The sequence below is a fragment of the Streptomyces sp. CNH287 genome (genome assembly GCF_000424825.1).
In genome coordinates this window covers 121,385-140,777 of the sequence record NZ_AUKQ01000011.1, presented here as the reverse complement: position 1 = coordinate 140,777, position 19,393 = coordinate 121,385, and the positions used below count along the sequence as shown (strand labels likewise).

Genomic DNA, 19,393 nt, shown 5'->3' with positions numbered 1-19,393 from the left:
GGCGCTGCCGCCCGCTCCCTCCAGCCTCACCGGGCCGCCCCGGTGGCGTCCAATACCTGCGTCTATAACCTGAGGGCATGGATGTGGACACCCGGCTGCTGCGGTACTTCGTCGCCGTGGCCCAGGAAGGGACGCTCAGCCGCGCGGCGGAGCGGCTGTTCGTCTCACAGCCCGCGCTGACCAAGCAGGTCAAGCAGTTGGAGGCACAGCTGGGGGTGCGGCTGTTCACCCGCTCCCGGGCCGGGATGGCCCTGACCGAACCGGGCCGGGCACTGGCCGAGCGGGCGCCGGGGCTGCTGGCCGACTGGGACCGCGTGCTGCGGGAGACGCGGACCTCGGCCAGCCAGGCCGCCCGGGTGCTGCGAGTCGGCTTCCTGGCCAGCGCCGCGAACGAGGCCACCCAGCAGATCATCGCCGCCTTCACCCGGCGGCGGCCCGGCTGGCGGGTCGAGATGAGGCAGGCCGCCTGGTCGGACCCGACCGCCGGGCTCGCCGACGGCGACGTGGACTGCGCCCTGCTGCGCCTGCCCTTCCCCGGCCAGGACGCCCTGCGGGTGGAGGTCCTCTTCACCGAACCCCGCTGGGTGGCGCTGCCCGCCGGGCACCCGCTCGCCGCCCGCGAGGTGATTCCCTTCCGCGAGCTGTGGGACGAGCCCTTCGTGGCCGCACCGGCCGAGACCGGCCCCTGGCGGGACTACTGGCTGGCCGCCGACGCGCGCGAGGGCACTCCGGTCCGCATCGGCGCCGTGACCGACCAGCCGGACGAGTGGCTCAGCGCGATCGCGAACGGCTACGGCGTCGCCCTCGCCCCGGCCTCCAGCGCCCGCTTCCACGCCCGCCCCGGCGTCGTCTACCGTCCCGTCAGCGGCGTGGACCCCAGCCGGATGGGCGTCGCCTGGGCACCCGCCGACGACACCCGCTCCGTCGTACGGGACTTCGTGCGCTGCTGCCGGGCCGGCGTGCCGCCGCGCGAGGGCGGCTGAGCACCCGGCCCACCGGACGCGAAGTGCCCCGGCGACCGCCGGAGGCGGACCGGGAAGGGACGCGCCTCGGTCCGCCGGACGGCGAGGACGGGGGCGGCGGACCAGATCCTGTGCCGGGACGGCCGCAAGTGCCCACCGGGCGCGGGCGGTTCCTCACGTGCCGCGCCCGTGCCCGTCCGGGTCGGGGGCGGCGGGGATGCCGAGTATGGCGAGGAAGGCGGCGGCCGCGGGCGTGGGCCCGGCGCCGCTCCAGATGACGTACTCGACGCGGGCGGGCGCGTCGGTGACCTCCAGGGTGGTGACGCCGGTGAGCTGCGGCACGTAGGCGGCGGGGAGCAGGGCGACGCCCAGGCCCTGCTCGACGAGCCGGGCCGTGAAGTCCGCGGTGGTCACCTCGAAGGCGACGTCGCGGGTGAGCCCGGCGGCCGCGAACGCCTGGTCGGACTGGGCGCGTCCGGCCGTGTGGGCCGGGAGGTCCACGAACACCTCGCGGGAGAGCCTGCGCAGGCCGACGGCCGACTGCCCGGCCAGCGGATGGCCGGGGGCCACCACGGCGACGAGCCGGTCGCGGGCGAGCGCGCGGGCGCTGACCCCGTGCGGTCGCGAGGTGGTCGGCAGCCCGAGGAAGGCCACCTCGACGGCACCCTCGCGGACCTGTTCGGCCAGTTCGTCGCTCGCGCCCACGCGCAGGCTGACGCGCACGTGCGGGTACCTGGCGCGGAATTCGCGCAGGGCACCGGGGATGTCGACGGCGGCGACGGTGGGAATCAGGCCCACGGCGAGCCGCCCGCGTACCTCGCCGACGGCCGCGGCGACCTCGGCGGCGGCACGCTCCGCCGCGTCCAGGCACTGCCGGGCCGCCGGGAGGAACGCCGCACCGGCCGGTGTCAGCCGCACCCGGCGGCTGGTGCGCTCGAAGAGCTTCGCGCCCAGCTCCCGCTCCAGCCGGGCCACTTGGTGGCTCAGGGCCGACTGGACCACCAGGCAGCGCTCGGCGGCCCGCGTGAAGCTGTTCGTCTCAGCGACGGCGAGGACGTAGCGCATCTGCTGGAGTTCCATGCATCCATCGTGAATCACGATGGATGAGGTGACAAGCATGTGTTGGACTCATTGATCGCGACCAGGTGAGACTCGGGAGTACGCCGAGCCCGGAGGCGCGAAGGGCGCCTCGCGCGCCGGTTCGCCGCGCACACCTCCGGCGGTGAACCGATCCCCTGCCGGAAGGCGAGCACGTCATGAATGCCAGGTCACCGGGGCCGCCGCAGGCCCCCGCCGTCGCCACACTGTGGTTCGATCCGCGCTGCCCGTGGGCGTGGATCACCTCCCGCTGGCTGCTGGAGGTGGAAGGGGTGCGCGCCGTGGAAGCGCGCTTCCCCGTGATGAGCCTCTCGGTGCTCAACGAGGGGCGGGAGGTGCCCAAGGAGTACCGGCAGGCCATGGCCGAGGGCTGGGGCCCGGTGCGCGTCTGCGTCGCGGCCGAGCAGCGGTACGGCCCCCGGGTCCTCCGTGCGCTCTACACCGCCATGGGCACCCGCATCCACCACCACGGGGCCGGCCTGGGACGGGACATGGTCTGTGCCGCCCTCGCCGACGCCGGACTGCCCGCGGACCTGGCCGAAGCGGCGGAGACGACCGCCCACGACCAGGCGCTGCGCGCCAGTCACCACGCGGGCACGGACGCCGTCGGCGGCGACACCGGCACGCCCGTCCTCCACGTGCCCGGCCCCGACGGCGAACTCCTCGCGTTCTTCGGGCCGGTGATCTCGCCGGCCCCGCGCGGTGAGGCCGCAGGCCGCCTCTGGGACGCCGTACTCGCCGCGGCCGGCACCGACGGCTTCTTCGAACTCAAGCGCAGCCGCGACCGTGCACCCGTCTTCGGCTGACGCGCGGGGCGGCCACGGCACCAGGCGGCGGAACGTGACGGGGCGGCTGCTGCCGGGCGCCGGGGCATCCGGCCCCGCGCGCCGGGGCGCCTGGGGAGGGGCGGCGTGAGCGGCACGGGCGGCGGCCGGCCCCTGCGCACCACGGCGGTGACCGCGCTGGCCCCGGCGATCTGGGGCAGCACCTACCTGGTGACGACCGAGTGGCTGCCACCGGACCGCCCGCTGCTGGCCGCCACCGTACGGGCGCTGCCCGCGGGCCTGGTCCTGCTGGCCTTCGCGCGCACGCTGCCCAGGGGGGTCTGGCTGTGGCGCTCACTGGCCCTGGGAACGCTCAACATCGGCGCGTTCCTCTTCCTGCTCTTCGTCGCGGCCTACCGGCTGCCGGGCGGGGTGGCGGCGATGATCTCCTCGGTGCAGCCGATGTTCGTGCTGGTGCTGGCGGCGGTCTTCCTCGGCGACCGCGTCCGGCTCACGCAGCTGCTGGCCTGCGGCCTCGGCGCAGGCGGCGTGGCCCTGCTCGTGCTCCGGGGGCCGTTGGCGCTGGACTCCACCGGTGTGGCGGCGGCGCTGGGCGCGGCGGGCTGCATGGCCGGCGGCATCACGCTGACGAAGCGCTGGGGCCGCCCGGCGGGCGTGGGCCTGCTGGCCTTCACCGGCTGGCAGCTTCTGGCGGGCGGGCTCGTGCTGCTGCCCTTCACGCTGGCGCTGGAGGGGCTGCCGGCCACGCTCACGGGAACCCATCTCCTCGGCTTCGGCTATCTCACCTCGCTGGGTGCCGTCCTCAGTTACGCGATCTGGTTCCGCGGGATAGCGATGCTGCCCGCGCCGGCGGTCTCCTTCCTCGCCCTGGGCAGCCCGATCGTCGCGACCCTGCTCGGCTTCCTGTTCCTGCACGAGCGGCTCTCCCCCGCACAGCTCGCCGGAGTCGTGGTGATCATCGCCGCCGCGCTGCTCGCGCAGCCGCGCGCCGCGGCCGAACCGCGGCCCGCCCGGGAACCGACCGCCTCCGGGCCGTCCCGAGTGTCCTGAGTTTCCCGAGTGTCCTGAGAAACAACCGGAGAGAAGAAGTGACCACACTGAAGGAAAACGCGCCCTCCACCACGAGGGCATGGCTGGGCGTCGCCGCCATCACAGCCAGCCTGTTCGTCTTTCTCACCACGGAGCTGATGCCCATCGGCCTGCTGACTCCGCTGAGCACGAGCCTGGGCATATCCGTGGGTGTCGCCGGGCTGATGGTGACCGTGCAGGGTGTCTCGGCCGGGCTCGGCGTACCGTTCATCGTGGCCTGGACCAGGCGGGTCAACCGGCGCGTGCTGCTGTCCGCGCTGCTGGCGGTGCTGGCCCTGGGAAACCTGGTCACCGCGGTCTCGCCGAACTACGCGGTGATCCTGACCACCCGGCTCGTCATGGGCTTCGCCAGCGGCGTGTTCTGGGCCATCGGCGTGAGCATGGCGATGCGCCTGGTGCCGGAGCGCCACGCGAGCCGGGCGGCGGCGGTCGTGATGTCCGGCATATCCATCGCCACGGTCGTGGGCATACCGCTGGGCACCGTCCTGGAGAGCCTCACCGACTGGCGCACCACGTTTCTCCTGTGGGCCGGGCTCAGCGTCCTGGTGTTCCTCGCGGTCACGCTGACCGTCCCCTCGCTGCCCTCGGCTAACGCGGTCCCGGTCCGCGAGGTCTTCGGACTCCCGCTCAGGAACGTGCAGTTGCGCCTGGTGCTGTTCATCGTCGTGTTCTTCGTGCTCGGGCACTTCGGGGCGTACACCTTCGTACGTCCCTTCCTGGAGGAGAACACCTCCGCCACCTCCCTCTTCATCACCGTGGTGCTGATCGTGTTCGGTGTCGGCGGGGCGATCGGCAACTTCATCGCCGGATACACGGTGGGCAAGAGTCTGCGGGGCAGCTTCGTCGTCGGCTGCGCGGGGCTCGTGGCGTCCCTCCTGCTGCTGCTGTCGATCGGCGACGGGCGGGCCGGTTCCACCGTCGCGCTGGTGCTCTGGGGACTCTCCTTCGGTGCCGTGCAGCTGTGCCAGGTCAACATGACGCTGGCCGCCGCACCCGAGACCTTCGAGGCCGCGATGTCGCTCAACACCATGGCCTACAACACCTCCATCGCCCTCGGCGCCCTCTTCGGCGGCCTGTTCGCCGACCACGCGGGGGTCACCAGCGTCGTCTGGTTCGGCGTGGCCCTCACGGGGGCGTCGCTGCTCCTGCGGCTCGGCACGGGACGGAAGACCCCGGGCGCCGTCTCCGACGACGAGCCGGCCGTCGCCAGCGGCTGAGTCCGGCGTCCCCGCCGGGCGGCTGGACACGGCAGGACCGTGTTCCAGCCGCCCGGCACCTCCGCGGGCCCGGTGACGGCCGGCCGGTCAGCCGGGACCAGGCTTGCCGAACTCCTCGATCAGCACCGGGTACTGCTCCTTCCCGTGGCCGGCGGCGACCGCGCGGTCGGCCATCGCCTTGATCAGCCTGGGCAGTTCGGCGTTGACCCCCACCGCCTCGCTCTCCTCGATCAGGTGCCCCATCGCCCGTACGTCGGTCTCCAGGGCCGACACCTCGGCGGGGAAGGAGCCGCTGTCGATCTGCTCGGCGTACCCGGGCAGCCAGTTGGCCACCTCGGCGGCGATCTGCCGCGCGAACGGCGCGTACGCGGCGGCGTCGACGCCTGCGGTCCGCAGCAGGGCGGTGCCCTGGAGCCAGGCGTTCAGGACGCTCCACATCATGGCCAGGCCGCCCACGTCGTAGAGCGACGCCAGCCCGTGGTCCGCCCCCAGGTAGGTGACGGTGCCGAGCGCGCCGAGCGCCGGCTCGTGCGCCGCGAAATCCTCCTGCGGCCCGCTGAGCAGGATCACCGCCTCCGCGGTCCCGATCCCCGAGGGGATGGCCATGAGGGCGCCGTCCAGGTAGCGGGCGCCGCGCTGCTCGGCCCAGCGAGCCGACTCCCGGGCCTGGGCCGAGTCTCCGGAGGTCAGGTTGACCAGCGTCACGCCGTCCAGCTCGGCCTCGCTCGCGCCGAGGAGTTCGTGTACGGCCTGGTAGTCCGTGAGGCAGATCACCGCCAGGGAGCCCGCCCTGAGCGCGTCGCCGGCCGTCGGCGCCAGTGCCGCGCCCGAGGCCACCAGCTGCTCGGCCTTTGCGGCCGTACGGTTCCACACGGTCGTGGGGTGCCCTGCCTCGAGGAAGGCGCCGGCGAGCGCCTGGCCCATCAGGCCGAGTCCGAGGACTGTCACAGGTGTTTCGTTGTTGTCATCCATGGCAGGATCGTCAACGTTGATGCCGGTATGAAGGTCAAGCGAGGTTTCGATGCGGATCGGAGAACTGGGTCGCCGGACGGGCGTCAATGCCCACCAGCTGCGCTACTACGAGTCCCACGGCCTGCTGGAGGCGCACCGCGCCACCAACGGCTACCGCGAGTACGACGAGAGCGCCGTGCTGCGGGTCAAGCAGATCCGGCACCTGCTGGGCGCCGGCCTCTCCTCCGAGGACATCGCGTACCTGCTGCCCTGCGCGGTCGGCGAGGAGCCCGAGCTGCTCGGGTGCCCCGAGCTGCTGACCGCGATGCGCTCACGGCTGCGGCGCCTGGACGACCAGATGAGCAGGATCGCGCAGTCCCGTGACACGCTCGTGCGCTACATCGACGCGGCGGAGCGTACGGGCGGCGAGAGCTATCCCCCCTTCGAGGGCGCTGCCCTGGAGCCCGTCCCCTCCTGAGCGCCGCCCCGCACGGCCGCGTGGCGGTGCGGCGCGGCAAGCCTGCCCTCGTCATCTGTTGAGGAAGTCCGCACACCGGTACGGCCCCAGCGCGGCGACGGCGGGCGGACGCAGGGTGACCTCGACGTCGTCGCTCCGCACCCTGTGCCGTACGCCGCGAGCCCAGCATGATCCCAGCGAGAGGCCCCAGGCCCCGCGCCCGGTTCAGTCGGCGCCCGCGCCGTGCACCGAGACGCGGACGGTCTCGACGTCCTGGTCCGCGGCGTCGGGGATGAGCATTCCCGCGCGGGCCCCCGTACGCAGGTAGTCCACCACCGCCTGGTCGAGCCGTTCGCCGGGCAGGGCGGCGGGGATTCCCGGCGGGTAGGGCGTGAGCGTCTCGGCGCAGATCCTGCCGACCGCGCGGTCGGCGGGGACCTGCTCGACCTCGCCGAAGAAGGCGTCCCGCGGCAGCGTGACCTGCTCGAGGCGGAGGCCGTTCGGATCGGGGACGCGGACGTGCGGGGCGCGCGGCAGCCGGTCGGCGTGGGCCACCAGGTCGCGCAGGCCGTCCAGCAGCCGCTCCGTGGTCTCCTCGTCGTCGGCGTGGGTGAGCTGCGCGTTGACGCGGCGGTGGTCGGCGGTGTGCAGGTTGACGCGGTGGTGCCGGCGCATCCAGTCGGCGGCGTCGTAACCGCTCAGCCCGAGCGCACTCACGTCCACGAAGATCTGGAGGGGGTCCAGTTCGAAGGCGCGGCCCGGTCCGCAGAAGTCGTCGCGGCCGTGGACGCGCAGGCCGTCGAGGTCCCCGATGGACTTCCGCACCCGGTGGGCCGTCGCGAGGGCCGCCGTCATCAGCCCGGCGCCGTGTTCCACCATCTGGCGGCGCCATCCGTCCAGGGCCGCGTAGACGAGCACCGAGGGGCTGGTGGTGCCCAGCAGGTCGGCGCGGGAGGCCAGTGTCCGCGCGGTCACCAGGTCACCCCGCAGGTGGAAGACCGATCCCTGTTCGAGGCCGGAACCCATCTTGTGGACCGAGGTCACACACACGTCCGCCCCGGCGTCCATCGCCCAGGTGGGGAGGCCGGGATGGAAGGGCAGGTGCGCACCCCAGGCCTCGTCCACGATCAGGGGCAGCCCCCGGTCGTGGCACAGCCGTGCGAGGGCGCCGAGATCGGCGCAGGTGCCGTAGGGGGTAGGACTCGTGACCAGCGCGCCGCACGCGTCGGGGTGGGCGTCGAGCGCGGCCCGGTAGGCCTCGGGGCCGGGCGGGTGGGCGAGGTGCAGGTCGGGGTCCCACCGGGGGTCGACCCAGACGGGGCGGATGCCCGCGAGGATGAGGCCGGAGACCACTGCCTTGTGCACGTCCCGTCCGACCAGTAGCTTCTCGTGCGGCCCGGCGACCGACAGCATGGCCGCCTTCACCGAGAGGGAGCTGCCGCAGGTGGAGAAGAAGGTGTGCTCGGCGCCCACGGCGTCGGCCATCAGCTCCTCGGCCCGTGCCAGCACCCCCTGCGACATCGTCCGGTCGTCCAGCCCGGACACCGCGAGCACGTCCGCGCCGAAGAGCGCGTCGCCCAGCACTGCGCGGACCCGCGGGTCGGCGCCGCGTCCCTGCTTGTGGCCGGGCGGTGTGAACGGCAGCTGGCGCTGAGCCTGGTACGCCGTCAGAGCGTCGAGGACGGGTGCTTTCGAGTGGTCCACGGGTGCGGCCTCCCGGTGCGAGAGAGAGCGAAGACGCGGGACAGGCCCTGGGCGGACGGGGCAAGACAGTCGGTGCGGGCAAGGGCCGCACCCGTGACCACGGCTACCCCGCACCGTGTCGCCGGACACCCGCGATGCGCCATCCGGACCTGACGCACCGGGTGCCCGCCCGCGCTCAGCCTTCGGGCGGGTCCAGCCGCTCCAGCGGGCGTACCGCCGGGCCCTGGAGCACCTCGCCGTCAACGCCGAAGCGGGACCCGTGGCAGGGGCACTCCCACGCGGTCTCCCCCTCGTTGAAGGCCACCAGACAGCCCAGATGCGTGCAGCGGGCGGACACCATGTGGACGGTGCCGTCCTGCTCGCGGTGGACGGCGGCGCGTCGGCCGCCGACGCGCACCACCGCGCCCCCGCCCGGGGGGACCTGCTCGACGCTGTCGAGGTGAGTGGTGCGCAGCCGGTCGCCGACGAAGTGCCTGGCCACCTCCGCCTGCGTGCGCAACAGGGCGGGCGCCTCACGCAGGGTGCCCGCCAGCCGCCGCGGATCGTAGAGGCCGGCCCACGGCGGCGGGTCCCCGGCGCCGGTGACGAGGGAGGCCAGCAGCCCGCCTGCCAGTACGCCGCCGGTCATGCCCCAGCCGCCGAAGCCGGTGGCCACGTACGTATGGCGAGCGCCGGCGTGGAGCGGGCCGACGAAGGGGACGACGTCGATGGGGTCGTTTTCCTGGGCCGCCCACCGATAGGCCGCGGGGCCGACGGGAAACCGCTCGTGCATCCAGGTGTCCAGCCGGAGAAACGCCGCACGCGGGTCACCGGTGCCCGGCGTGAAGCTCTCTCCCGTGACGATCAGGAGGCGCCGGCCGTCGCCGAGCGGCGCCGTGCGCACCGAGCGCTTTCCCTCGTCCTCGGTGATGTACATGCCCGCAGGTGCCTGGTGCGCGGGGAGGGGCGCGGCCACCACCAGTTCCCGGCGGGGTGTCAGGCGGGGGAAGAGCAGCGCGCGGTCGAAGACGGGGTAGTGCGTGGCGATGACGACGTCCCGCGCCGTCACCACCCGACCCGACTCGGTGGTCACCCGGCACGGCGCGCCTTCAAAGAGGCCGGTGACGCGGCTGCGCTCGAAGACGCGGCCGCCGTGGAGCAGCAGGTCCTCGGCCAGCGCCAGGAGGTACTTGCGCGGGTGGAACTGCGCCTGGCCGTCCAGGCGGACCGCGCTCCCGGTCGCGAAGGGCAGGTCCGTCTCGGCGACGTGGACGACCGCCAGGCCCGCTTCTGCGGCGGCGCGCGCCTCGGCCGCCACGGCCGCGCCCGACGCGGGACCGGCCGCGTAGGAGTAGGCGCTCGCACGCTCGAAGTCGCAGGAGATCCGCAACTCCTCGACGATCTTCGCCACCCGCTCCACCGCGCCCTGCTGGGACCTCGCGTACAGGCGGGCCGCCTCCGCTCCTCGGGCCCGCAGCAGGCGGTCGTACACCAGGGAGTGCAGGGCGGACACCTTGGCGGTGGTGTAGCCGGAGACACCGGAGGCGATGCGGTCGGCCTCCAGTACGACGACGCCGCGGCCCGCCCGCGCCAGCTCCCACGCGGTACTCAGCCCGGCGATGCCGCCGCCCACGACCACGACGTCGGCCTCGACGTCCTCGTCGAGCGGTGCGTACCGGGGGGCGGTGGTGCTCTCCATCCAGAACGACTCGTTCTTCCCAGGAAGCCCGTGCGGAATCGTCATGGCCAGTTCTCCCCACTCGGACTCGGGTCGGTGGGCCTTCCGTGTGCCCTGGCCGGCCACCTGCACACCCAATGTTCCACCGAAGGCGCGCCCGCGCCTGCGGACACGCGTCCGGACGAGGCGGGGCAGCGGGCCGACCGCCGGCCACCCCGGCCACCCCGCCCCTGACGCTCGCGGCTTCCGGCGGCGCCTACGATGGGCACCGTGAACCACGACGAGCGCGGCTTGGCCCAGCAGCGGGTACTGCTGGGCCAAGCCGCGCTCGTCGTGCTGCTGCTGGCAGGGCTGCTCGGCATGCACGGACTGGGTGCCGCCGGCCCGCCCGGCGGTGGCGGTGCGCATCACCGGACCGCGTCCGCGGCCTCGCACGAGGCGGCCACCGGCACCCGGGCCGTCAGCGACCCGACGCCGGAACGGGCCTGCCACGGCGGCGCCCCGGCGCGTCACAGCGCGCACGCGGACGAGATGTGCACGGCCGCCGGAACGCCCGCCGCCCCGACGGTGCCGGCCCCGGCACTCTCCCCACTGCCGCCGACGGACCTGCCTCCTCGGCCGCAGACTCCGGCCCGCTACGAGCCGGCCGGCGGGCGCGCCCCGCCTTCCCTCGCCGAACTCCAGCTCCTGCGGATATAGACGCCGCCCCCGCACACGGGCCCTTCCTCACCGGGAGGTGGCCCGCGCACGCACCGGCATGTTCTGATCCGCACCACACAGGAGCACCACGCGATGACCACGATGCGTTCTCTCGTCCGCCGCACGGCCATGACCGCCGTCCTGGCGACCGCCGCGCTGACCGCGACCGCCTGCGGCAGCGAGGACGACAAGTCCTCCGGCGCCCACGGCGGGTCCCACAGCGCCTCGTCCCCGTCGGCCTCGCCGAAGAAGGGTGAGAAGGCGGAGAATCACAACAAGGCGGACGTGGCCTTCGCCAAGGGCATGATCCCCCACCACCGCCAGGCGGTGGAGATGGCGGACCTGGCCGCGAGCCGCGCCTCGTCCGGCGAGGTCAAGGACCTCGCCGAGAAGATCGACCAGGCACAGGGCCCGGAGATCGAGACGATGTCCGGATGGCTGAAGTCCTGGGGCGAGAAGGTCCCGGAGGGCACCTCAGACATGGACCACTCGGAGATGGGCCACGGCAGCACGGGCCACGGCGGCGACGGCTCCGAGATGCCCGGGATGATGGACGAGAAGCAGATGGACGAGCTGCGGAAGTCCTCGGGCAGGCAGTTCGACACCCAGTTCCTGACCATGATGATCGAACACCACAAGGGCGCCGTCGAGATGGCGGAGACCGAGAAGAAGGAGGGGAGGTACGGCCCCGCCAAGACGCTCGCCGACGAGGTGATCCGCGCACAGAACAGCGAGATCACCCAGATGAACAAGCTGCTCGGCAAGGGCTGACCCACTTCCCGCGGGGGCGGGGCGCGGTGGCGCCCCGCCCCCGCGGCCACCGCTGGGGCCACCGCTGCGCCTCGTTGTGGCACACATGCCGGACCGGAAGACGCGGGGACCGCGGGAATCGCCTCCCTGTAGGGTCTGCACGCGCGCCCCCGCGACGCGTCGCGTCACGTCCGCCCCGACCTCAGCGAGCACACAGGAGTTGCTGACAGCATGCCGAACCGCTGGAGCGGAGTGACCGTCGACTGCGTCGACGTGGAACTGGTGGCGGCCTTCTGGAGCCGGCTGCTCGACCGCCCCCCGGGGCAGTCGGAACCCGGCTGGGTCTACCTCGGCCACCCCGATGACCCGCAGCCCCGTCTGGTCTTCCAGCCCGTGCCCGAACCGAAGCGGGGCAAGGTGCGGCTCCATCTCGACGTGGAGGTGGACGACATCGACCAGGGCATCGCCCAGGTCCTCGCCCTGGGCGGCCGGTCCTCCGGCGAACGGCACGACTACGAGGAGGGGGTGGTCGTGGTCATGACCGATCCCGAGGAGCACGAGTTCTGCCTCGTCCAGTACTACTGACCGCGCGGAACGCGGCCGTTCGCGGAAGTCGGGCCGCCGCACCGCGCGGAGCGGCTACCCTGACCCCGCCGGAGCGCGGGCGGTCGCCCGTCGGGCCCCGCCTCGTCCCGGCCCGGTGGCTCCGGCGGAGCCTGTGTCCATCCGTGTTCGCGCGCCTGCCGGACGCGGCGCCGTCTCGTGCTCGGGGGGAGCGATGAGGGATTCGACTACGTGCCCCGGCTGTGCGGAGGGCACCGTCCCGGGCGCGCTGTTCTGCATCGGCTGCGGTGCGGCCCTGCCCGCCACGGAGCCGGACGCGGGGCCTCCGCCGCCGCCCGGCCCGCCCCCGGAGCCTTCCTTCCTCCACCAGTTCGCCGCGCCGCCGCCGGACACCCGCGACCGTACGGGCTCCAGCGCGCGTACGCAGTTGCTGGTGTGGGTGCTGGTACTGCTGATCGTCGCGGGCGGCGTGACCTCCTACGCGCTGCTGACGTCCTCCTCCGACTCGCCCTCCCCCTCCACCGCCGACGCGTCCGCCGCGCCCTCGCCGCCCCAGGACAGGGCCGACGCCGCCCCGTCGGACGCGCCGCCCCCGGAAGGGGCGGACCCGTCGGAGCAGCCGGGCGAGGCCCCCTCCCCCAGCGCGCCGGACGCGTCGCCGACGCCCTCGCCCCGAAGCGCGACGGCCGTCGTGGAGGCGTTCTACCAGGACATCAACGACGGGGCCTTCAGCGCGGCCTGGGACCTCGGCGGCAAGAACATCGCCGGCACCTCGTACGAGAAGTGGGTGGCCGGTTACGGCACCACGGCGGTCATCGACCTCAGCGCGGTGGACGCCGTGGGCTCCGACCAGGTCAGCGCCGTCCTCTACGCGACGCAGGACGACGGCTCGGTGCAGGTGTACCAGGGGACCTACACGGTGGAGGACGGCGTGATCGTCCGCGCCGACATCACCCAGGGCTGACCGGCGGGACGAGCCGTCAGGGAGTCGCGACGGCCACGGCGTGGGCCCCGAGCACCACGGCGGCGGTCAGGCACACCGCGGCGAGACCCGCACCGACCCGCCGCACGGCGGACATCCGGTGCCCCGGGAGGGCGCTGAGCACCGCGCCGGCCCAGGCGAGGGGCACCAGCCGGGGAAACCAGGCCGCCGCCCGGTCGTTGACCCGGTGACACCACTCGGCCCGCTGCCCGGTCTCCCCGAAGTGGTAGGCGCAGTCGCTCCCGAAGTTCTCGGTCATCAGGCCGACGAGCCCCCAGCCCGCGGTGGCGAGCAGCGCCGCGGCCGGCGCGGCTCCGAAGACCGCACGGACCCCAGGGCCACGTGAGGTGGATGTGTCCATGCTCCGGCTCCCCCAGCGAGGTCTCAGCAGACGCGGCGCGGCACCCGCCCGCGCCCGGAACAGGATCGCCGACGCACGGGCGCGCCGCCCAACCCCCCTCGTACGTACCGGCGGCGGAGGGCGAGGCGGAGCTGTGCGAGACGTTCGGCGGCGGCGTGCTCGGTGCTGCCTGCTGCTCTCCGGGGCACGACGGGTTCCCGCGTTCGACTTCCCGGCACGGTGGCCGGTCGTCCTGCCGGGCGTGCGCACAGCGGTACGGCGCGCCCCGGCCCGGACCGCGTTCGGTCCGGCGCCGGCGCGCGCCGCGGCTTGCGTCGTCCGGGCCCGGACGTCAGTCGGCCTGGCCCACCCGGACACCGTCCCGGTCCGGCTTCCGGTCCGAGGCCAGGGCGGGGTCTTGGCCGCTGCCGTGGTCCGGCGGTACGGCGGCGGCCGGGCGCGCGCCCCGGTCGAAAGCGCTGCCGAGGACGACCACGACGGCTCCGGCGACGAGAATCAGGGAGACACCCCAGGTCGCGTGGGTCGCGCTGGCGCCGACGATGGCCAGGGCCGCCAGCGGGGCGAGTCCGCCCGAGAGGGCGGCTCCGATCTCCCGTCCGGTGCCGACTCCGCTGACCCGCACGTCCGGCGGGAACTGGCGGGAGAGGAAGGCGCCTTGCGGCGCGAACATGGACGGCGCCAGCACACCCGTCGCGATGATCAGGCACAGCCAGATCACGACGGAGTTCTGCGTGTCGAGCAGGACGAAGAACGGAAAGGCGAAGAGCGCCGAGGCGATGCCGCCGCCCGCGAGCACCCTGCGGCTGCCGAAGCGGTCGCTGGCCCAGCCGAAAATCGGCACGGTGACGATGGCGGTGGCGCTGGCCAGGGTGACGCCGAACGCGCCGACGCTGGCCGAGACGTCCTGGAAGTCCGAGAGGTAGGCCAGCGAGAAGGTCTTGAAGATGTAGCTGAGGGCGTTGTAGCCCAGTGAGACGGCCAGGACGACGAGGAGACCGCGCCGCTGCTTGCGCAGCAGGGTGACGAACGGCATCTGCGGGGCGGCGCCCTGCTCCGCTTCCTGCTCCTGCTGCTTCTTCTTGTTCCGGTGGAAGTCCGGTGATTCGGGGACGCGGCGCCGCACCCACAGGCCCACACCCGCGAGGGCGAAGCTCGCGACGAACGGGACGCGCCAGGCCCAGTCGAGGAGCGTCTGCTCGTCCAGGCTGGTGAGCAGCGTGACGGTCAGCGACGACAGCAGCAGTCCGAGGTTGAGGCCCAGGGCCGGCCAGGCGCCCTGCCGGCCGCGCCGGTTCTCGTCGGCGTGCTCGTAGGCGACCACCGCCGCGCTGCTGTACTCGGCACCCGAACCCAGCCCCTGCAGGATGCGCAGGACCACCAGGGCGACGGGTGCCGCGACGCCGATGCTGTCGTAGCTGGGCAGCAGCCCGATCAGCCCGGTGGAGACGCCCATCAGGACGAAGGTGATGATCAGTACGTTCCGCCGGCCGATGCGGTCGGCGAGGTGGCCAAACATGATGCCGCCCAGCGGGCGGGCCAGGAACCCGGCCGCGAAGGTCGCGAAGGCGGCCATGGTGCCGGCCGCGTCGTCGGTGTCCGGGAAGAAGATCTTGCCGAAGACCAGCGCGGCCATGGAGGCGTAGAGGTAGAAGTCGTACCACTCCAGCGCGGAGCCCACGATGGTGGCGGTGGCGACACGGCGGCGGGCGAGTGCGGGTGGTGGTCCGGGGTCCTGCACGTCTGTGTGCGGGGCGTTCGCCATGAACTGTCCTCGATCACTGTTCGAAAGAGTGGGGGCAGGGGGGAGAGGCGGGCGGGGGCCCGCGTCGTGCGGGGAGCCGTCAGGCTGCGGGGGACTCTTCGCGCGCGGTCCGGGCGGACTCCCCGTGGCCGAGCTGTTCGAGGACGTCGCCGGCGATCCGGCTGCCGATACGGAGACTCGAGGTGGCCGCGGGTGACGGCGCGTTGAGTACGTGGACGGCGCGCGGAGTGCGGCTGATGACGAAGTCGTCGACGAGCCGCCCGTCCGCCGTGACCGCTTGCGCGCGTACGCCGCTGCCGTGCCGCCGCATGTCCCTGCTCCCGATCTCCGGAACCAGGCGGCGAACGTCGCGGACGAAGAGCGGCCACAGCAGCGACCGGCTGATCTCGGTGACCCCGTGCCGCCAGAAGCGCCGCGCGAGACCGCGCAGGGCCGGGTCCCGCAGCAGCTCACCGACCATGCGGGGGTCCACGTCGCGCCAGCGGTACCCCTGGCGGGCCAGCGCGGGCACGGCGTTGGGGCCCACATGGACCGAGCCGTCGAGCATGGGGGTGATGTGCACGCCCAGGAAGGGCAGTTCGGGGTCGGGCACCGGGTAGACGGGGTTGTTGACCAGCCACCGGCGGTCCGGTCTGATCTCGGCGTACTCGCCGCGGAAGGGCATGATCCGTACCGTCGGGCGGTCACCGGCCGCCAGCGCGATCTTGTCGCTGTGCAGGCCCGCGCAGTTGACCAGCGACTTGGCCCTGAGTTCCGCACCGGGGGTGCGGATCACGGTCCGGTCCCCGGCGGTGGTGAAGGAGAGGGCGGGCGAGCAGGTGCGCAGGTCGGCGCCGAGGCCCGTCAGTTCGGCCGCCAGGGCGCGGCACACCTGGCCGAAATCGGTCATCGCGGTGTCGGCGACCGACAGCGCGGCCACTCCGGTGACATGCGGTTCCCGCTCGGCGAACTCCGCGCGGCTCAGCCGCGCAACCGTGACGCCGTTCGCCCGGCCGCGCTCCGCGAGCGCGTCCAGGCCGGGGAGCTGGGCCGCCGAGGTGGCCACCACGAGCTTTCCGGTGCGCTTGACGGGCACCTCGTGCTCCTGGCAGTACCGGATCATCTCCTCGCCGCCGGCCCGGGCCAGCCGGGCCTTGAGCGAGCCGGGCGCGTAGTACAGGCCGCTGTGGATGACGTTGCTGTTGTGCCCGGACTGGTGGGCGCCCCAGTCGGACTCCTTCTCCAGGACCGTGACGGACAGACCCGGCCGGGCACGCAGCAGGGCCCGGGCGGTGGCGAGCCCGAGCAGTCCTCCCCCGATGACGGCGACGTCGATGGCACGTGACATCCGGCAGCCCTTTCTGGTGGCGCGAACACGATGCTCGCAGCGTCTGTATACATTCGCTGCGAATGGAAGGCGACGCGAATGTATACAGTCGCTGCGCAGATACACAAGAGGTACAGTGACGCGGTGACCCGACCCGCCCGGAACTCCAGCAGCACGAGCAACAGCGCCGGCGTCATCGCCGAGCGGCTGCGCGCCTCCATCCGCGACGGAGGACTGCTCCCGGGCACCCGCCTGGTGCAGGAGAAGCTCGCGACCGAGCTGAAGGTCAGCCGCATCCCCCTGCGCGAGGCGCTGCACACGCTGGCCGCCGAGGGCCTGATCGAAGTGCAGCCGCAGCGCGGCATGCTCGTCGCCGAGCTGAGCCAGGGCGAGATCGGCGAACTCTTCGCCCTACGCCTCCAGTTGGAGCCGCACCTGGCCGACGAGATCGTGCGCGGCTGCCGCGACCGGGACATCGACGAACTCCAGGAACTGGCCGACGAGATGCGCCGCCAAGGCGCCGACGCCGCGAGCCGTGCCCCCCTCAACTACGAGTTCCACCGGCGCGTCTACGCCCTCTCCGAACGGCGGCTCACCCTGCGCTTCGTCGACCAGCTGCTGCACCTGGTCGAGCCCTACAGCCGGCGCTGGGTGCGCTCGGGCCACGACCTGGAGCGCATCGACGACGAACACCAGCGGATGGTCGACGCGTTGCGCGACCGTGACGCCCCGGCGCTGCGCCAGGTGATCACCGCGCACGTCGAAGGCGCCCGCGACCACGTGATGGCCGCCCAGCGGGAAGGGTGACTTCCCGCCGCTAGTGCCGCGTCAGGCAAGGTTTGCCCGGTAGCGAGGCGTGCTGGTGCGGTCAGGCGCAAGGCGCCGGATCGGCCTCGTAGTGGGCTACTCGGTCGATCGGGCAACGCAGCGGATGGCCGTGCCAGGACGGCGAGCGGGGCGAACCTTGCCTGACGCGGCACCAGCACCACCGCGCCGGCCGGAGCCCGGACGCCTCGGGCAACGCGTGCCCCAGCCCGGCACGCGGCCGAGAACCGCCCAGGCAGGGGTCGAGTTCAGCCATGGCGCGCAATGTATCGCACGCCTGTCTGAAATTTTCGGACGAACTCACTTCGCAGACGTGACCGGTCGATGGAGAAAATCTCAAAGCTTGCACACTCATTACACACATCCCCTCCACATACCGGCTCCGATGCTCTAGATTGACCCTGCTTCGGCAGTTCGGACGCGAGGCGGGCAACAGTCGATCTACAAGTCCGGCACTGCGGAATGCCATCAGTCGCGCTCCCCGACACCAGACGTGGGGACGTGATCAATTCTTGGAGCCCGAGAGGGAGTTCTGGGTGTGGGGAGCACCCAGGGGCTTCGACGGGTTCCGGCACGCCTTGAGAGAACCTGGCCGGAAATGCAAGTCTGCCGCCACCAGGGTGGGTTGTTCAAGTATCGCTGAAATAGCCGGGATTTCATGCGTGGGGGGCTGAGTCCTCCCGGGGGGAGGAGCGGTGTCGAGCAAGCATGCCGAAAACCACCGCTGGCCTGAGGGGGTTCTGTGCAGCAGGGGGGATTAGTCGGCCCGTTTCCGTCGGCGCGCGAGCGCCCGGTGAACGGGGCAGTCAACCAGCCCGCGATCGGCTGGGAACGGCGTTACCGCCGTACCGTGATCGCCAGCGATACCGTGGTAACCGCTTTCATTGTGGCGCTGATCGGCAGCTTCTTCGGAACCCGGGACGCGGCCAACTGGCACGAGAAGTGGGGAATTCTCGCATTCGGCACCGAGCTGCTCGTACTGGGAGCGCTTGCGGTGAGCCGGGCGTGGGCCCCGGCCGTACTCGGCCAAGGCGCTGAGGAATTCCGCCGCCTGGGGCGCTCGCTGTTCGCGGCGACCGTCGTACTGGCGCTCGGCGGAATCGCCCTCACCTCGCGCAACATCAAACTCTGGATCTTCGTCGCGATCCCCGCGATCGCGCTCATCACCATGACCGCGCGGTATCTGCTGCGCCTCTCGCTGCACAAGCAGCGGAAGGAGGGGCGGTGCCTGCGCCCGGTGCTCGCCGCCGGAAGCGTGGAGACCGTGCGGGACCTGATATCGCGGACCCGCAAGTCCCCGCACCTCGGCTGGCGCGTGGACGCGGTGTGCACGACGGACGGCCCCGGGCTCGACGGCGGCCTGCTGGACGGGGTGCCGGTCGTCGGCCGGCTGACGGACGTCGCCGACCACGTGCGCCGCGACGGCTACCGCGTCGTCGCGGTCACACCGGACCCGCACTGGTCGCCGGAGCGGCTGCGGCGGCTGGCGTGGAACCTGGAGGGCAGCGACGCCGAGATGGTCGTGGCCCCGGTGCTGATGGAGGTGGCAGGCCCGCGCCTGCACGTCGACGCCGTACTCGGCATCCCGCTGCTGCGGGTCAGCATGCCGGCCTTCACCGGGGGCCGCCGTGCGGTCAAGGAGGTCGTCGACAAGCTGGGGGCGGTGATCCTGCTGATCCTGTTCGCGCCACTGCTCGTGCTCGTCGGGCTGCTCGTGCCGCTGGACAGTCCGGGCGGGGCGTTCTACCGCCAGCGCAGGGTCGGCAAGGACGGCCGCGAGTTCACCATCCTCAAGTTCCGCACCATGGTCGCCGGAGCCGACCGGGCACGTGCCGGGCTGGCCGACCGCGACGAGGGCGCCGGGCTGCTGTTCAAGATCCGCCGCGATCCGCGGGTGACCCGGCTGGGGGCGGTGCTGCGCCGTTACTCGATCGACGAACTCCCGCAGCTCTTCAACGTGCTCGCCGGCTCGATGTCGCTCGTGGGCCCGCGCCCTCCGCTGCCGGAGGAGTCCGCCGCCTACGGTCCGGACATCCGGCGGCGGCTGCTGGTCAAACCCGGGCTCACCGGCCTGTGGCAGATCAGCGGACGCAGCGACCTGCTGTGGGAGGAGGCGGTGCGGCTGGACCTGCGGTACGTGGAGGACTGGTCGCTCGCCCTGGACACGGTGATCTTGTGGAAAACGCTGCGTGCGGTCCTCCGCGCACAGGGGGCCTACTGATGC

Annotated in this window: 18 protein-coding genes; 11 read left to right on the top strand and 7 right to left on the bottom strand. The window is 72.9% G+C overall.

Annotated features, from left to right (window positions below; genetic code table 11):
* Positions 1–77: 77 nt before the first annotated feature.
* The gene (locus H299_RS0111995) at positions 78–983 is read left to right on the top strand and encodes a LysR family transcriptional regulator (RefSeq protein ID WP_027748601.1); all 906 of its coding nucleotides are present in this window, start codon (positions 78–80) and stop codon (positions 981–983) included.
* Positions 984–1,136: 153 nt separating this feature from the next.
* Here the strand turns inward: H299_RS0111995 and H299_RS0111990 are convergent, their stop codons facing one another.
* Positions 1,137–2,042, bottom strand: coding sequence for a LysR family transcriptional regulator (locus tag H299_RS0111990; protein WP_037758742.1), 906 nt, complete (start codon positions 2,040–2,042; stop codon positions 1,137–1,139).
* 176 nt (positions 2,043–2,218) lie between these two features.
* On the opposite strand from H299_RS0111990, the gene H299_RS0111985 reads away from it, so the two are divergent.
* The 3 genes from H299_RS0111985 (at position 2,219) to H299_RS0111975 (ending at position 5,151) form a co-directional block, all read left to right on the top strand.
* Entirely contained in the window at positions 2,219–2,866 is a 648-nt protein-coding gene (locus tag H299_RS0111985; protein WP_051262373.1) for a mycothiol-dependent nitroreductase Rv2466c family protein, read from the top strand.
* A gap of 105 nt (positions 2,867–2,971) precedes the next feature.
* Complete coding sequence (locus H299_RS33700; RefSeq protein WP_037758739.1) at positions 2,972–3,895, top strand: EamA family transporter; 924 nt, start codon at positions 2,972–2,974, stop codon at positions 3,893–3,895.
* Positions 3,896–3,933: 38 nt separating this feature from the next.
* Entirely contained in the window at positions 3,934–5,151 is a 1,218-nt protein-coding gene (locus H299_RS0111975) for an MFS transporter (protein WP_027748598.1), read from the top strand.
* Between the two features lie 87 nt (positions 5,152–5,238).
* Here the strand turns inward: H299_RS0111975 and H299_RS0111970 are convergent, their stop codons facing one another.
* Positions 5,239–6,123, bottom strand: coding sequence for an imine reductase family protein (locus H299_RS0111970; protein WP_027748597.1), 885 nt, complete (start codon positions 6,121–6,123; stop codon positions 5,239–5,241).
* A gap of 49 nt (positions 6,124–6,172) precedes the next feature.
* Between H299_RS0111970 and H299_RS0111965 the strand changes: the two genes are divergently transcribed.
* Complete coding sequence (locus H299_RS0111965; protein ID WP_027748596.1) at positions 6,173–6,580, top strand: MerR family transcriptional regulator; 408 nt, start codon at positions 6,173–6,175, stop codon at positions 6,578–6,580.
* Between the two features lie 204 nt (positions 6,581–6,784).
* On the opposite strand, the gene H299_RS0111960 is transcribed toward H299_RS0111965, so the two are convergent.
* Together H299_RS0111960 and H299_RS0111955 are read right to left on the bottom strand one after the other, a co-directional pair.
* Positions 6,785–8,263 (bottom strand): Orn/Lys/Arg family decarboxylase, encoded by a 1,479-nt coding sequence (locus H299_RS0111960; RefSeq protein ID WP_027748595.1) that lies wholly within the window; start codon positions 8,261–8,263, stop codon positions 6,785–6,787.
* 175 nt (positions 8,264–8,438) lie between these two features.
* The gene (locus H299_RS0111955) at positions 8,439–9,986 is read right to left on the bottom strand and encodes an FAD-dependent oxidoreductase (protein ID WP_027748594.1); all 1,548 of its coding nucleotides are present in this window, start codon (positions 9,984–9,986) and stop codon (positions 8,439–8,441) included.
* Positions 9,987–10,190: 204 nt separating this feature from the next.
* Here H299_RS0111955 and H299_RS0111950 point away from each other — a divergent pair, with 204 nt between their 5' ends.
* From H299_RS0111950 to H299_RS37560, 4 genes are all read left to right on the top strand, one after another.
* Positions 10,191–10,619, top strand: coding sequence for a DUF6153 family protein (locus tag H299_RS0111950; RefSeq protein ID WP_486587246.1), 429 nt, complete (start codon positions 10,191–10,193; stop codon positions 10,617–10,619).
* 93 nt (positions 10,620–10,712) lie between these two features.
* The gene (locus H299_RS0111945; RefSeq protein WP_027748592.1) at positions 10,713–11,390 is read left to right on the top strand and encodes a DUF305 domain-containing protein; all 678 of its coding nucleotides are present in this window, start codon (positions 10,713–10,715) and stop codon (positions 11,388–11,390) included.
* Positions 11,391–11,600: 210 nt separating this feature from the next.
* The gene (locus H299_RS0111940) at positions 11,601–11,954 is read left to right on the top strand and encodes a VOC family protein (protein ID WP_027748591.1); all 354 of its coding nucleotides are present in this window, start codon (positions 11,601–11,603) and stop codon (positions 11,952–11,954) included.
* A gap of 193 nt (positions 11,955–12,147) precedes the next feature.
* The gene (locus H299_RS37560) at positions 12,148–12,897 is read left to right on the top strand and encodes a hypothetical protein (protein ID WP_051262371.1); all 750 of its coding nucleotides are present in this window, start codon (positions 12,148–12,150) and stop codon (positions 12,895–12,897) included.
* A 16-nt stretch (positions 12,898–12,913) separates the two neighbouring features.
* Here the strand turns inward: H299_RS37560 and H299_RS0111930 are convergent, their stop codons facing one another.
* From H299_RS0111930 to lhgO, 3 genes are all read right to left on the bottom strand, one after another.
* The gene (locus H299_RS0111930; RefSeq protein WP_027748590.1) at positions 12,914–13,276 is read right to left on the bottom strand and encodes a hypothetical protein; all 363 of its coding nucleotides are present in this window, start codon (positions 13,274–13,276) and stop codon (positions 12,914–12,916) included.
* Between the two features lie 331 nt (positions 13,277–13,607).
* Entirely contained in the window at positions 13,608–15,038 is a 1,431-nt protein-coding gene (locus H299_RS0111925; protein ID WP_027748589.1) for an MFS transporter, read from the bottom strand.
* A 79-nt stretch (positions 15,039–15,117) separates the two neighbouring features.
* The gene (gene lhgO, locus H299_RS0111920; RefSeq protein ID WP_027748588.1) at positions 15,118–16,365 is read right to left on the bottom strand and encodes an L-2-hydroxyglutarate oxidase; all 1,248 of its coding nucleotides are present in this window, start codon (positions 16,363–16,365) and stop codon (positions 15,118–15,120) included.
* A gap of 123 nt (positions 16,366–16,488) precedes the next feature.
* Between lhgO and H299_RS0111915 the strand changes: the two genes are divergently transcribed.
* Together H299_RS0111915 and H299_RS0111910 are read left to right on the top strand one after the other, a co-directional pair.
* Positions 16,489–17,151, top strand: a complete 663-nt coding sequence (locus H299_RS0111915; protein ID WP_027748587.1) for a GntR family transcriptional regulator — start codon at positions 16,489–16,491, stop codon at positions 17,149–17,151.
* Positions 17,152–17,911: 760 nt separating this feature from the next.
* Positions 17,912–19,390, top strand: coding sequence for a sugar transferase (locus H299_RS0111910; RefSeq protein ID WP_027748586.1), 1,479 nt, complete (start codon positions 17,912–17,914; stop codon positions 19,388–19,390).
* Positions 19,391–19,393: the final 3 nt, after the last annotated feature.

Excerpts from the sequence above, each read along its gene's own strand:
- H299_RS0111970 (WP_027748597.1), bottom strand. The coding sequence starts at position 6,123 with ATGGATGACAACAACGAAACACCTGTGACAGTCCTCGGACTCGGCCTG.
- H299_RS37560 (WP_051262371.1), top strand. The coding sequence starts at position 12,148 with ATGAGGGATTCGACTACGTGCCCCGGCTGTGCGGAGGGCACCGTCCCG.
- H299_RS0111990 (WP_037758742.1), bottom strand. The coding sequence starts at position 2,042 with ATGGAACTCCAGCAGATGCGCTACGTCCTCGCCGTCGCTGAGACGAAC.
- H299_RS0111985 (WP_051262373.1), top strand. The coding sequence starts at position 2,219 with ATGAATGCCAGGTCACCGGGGCCGCCGCAGGCCCCCGCCGTCGCCACA.
- lhgO (WP_027748588.1), bottom strand. The coding sequence starts at position 16,365 with ATGTCACGTGCCATCGACGTCGCCGTCATCGGGGGAGGACTGCTCGGG.
- H299_RS0111955 (WP_027748594.1), bottom strand. The coding sequence starts at position 9,986 with ATGACGATTCCGCACGGGCTTCCTGGGAAGAACGAGTCGTTCTGGATG.
- H299_RS0111995 (WP_027748601.1), top strand. The coding sequence starts at position 78 with ATGGATGTGGACACCCGGCTGCTGCGGTACTTCGTCGCCGTGGCCCAG.
- H299_RS0111925 (WP_027748589.1), bottom strand. The coding sequence starts at position 15,038 with ATGGCGAACGCCCCGCACACAGACGTGCAGGACCCCGGACCACCACCC.
- H299_RS0111945 (WP_027748592.1), top strand. The coding sequence starts at position 10,713 with ATGACCACGATGCGTTCTCTCGTCCGCCGCACGGCCATGACCGCCGTC.
- H299_RS0111930 (WP_027748590.1), bottom strand. The coding sequence starts at position 13,276 with ATGGACACATCCACCTCACGTGGCCCTGGGGTCCGTGCGGTCTTCGGA.
- H299_RS0111965 (WP_027748596.1), top strand. The coding sequence starts at position 6,173 with ATGCGGATCGGAGAACTGGGTCGCCGGACGGGCGTCAATGCCCACCAG.
- H299_RS0111940 (WP_027748591.1), top strand. The coding sequence starts at position 11,601 with ATGCCGAACCGCTGGAGCGGAGTGACCGTCGACTGCGTCGACGTGGAA.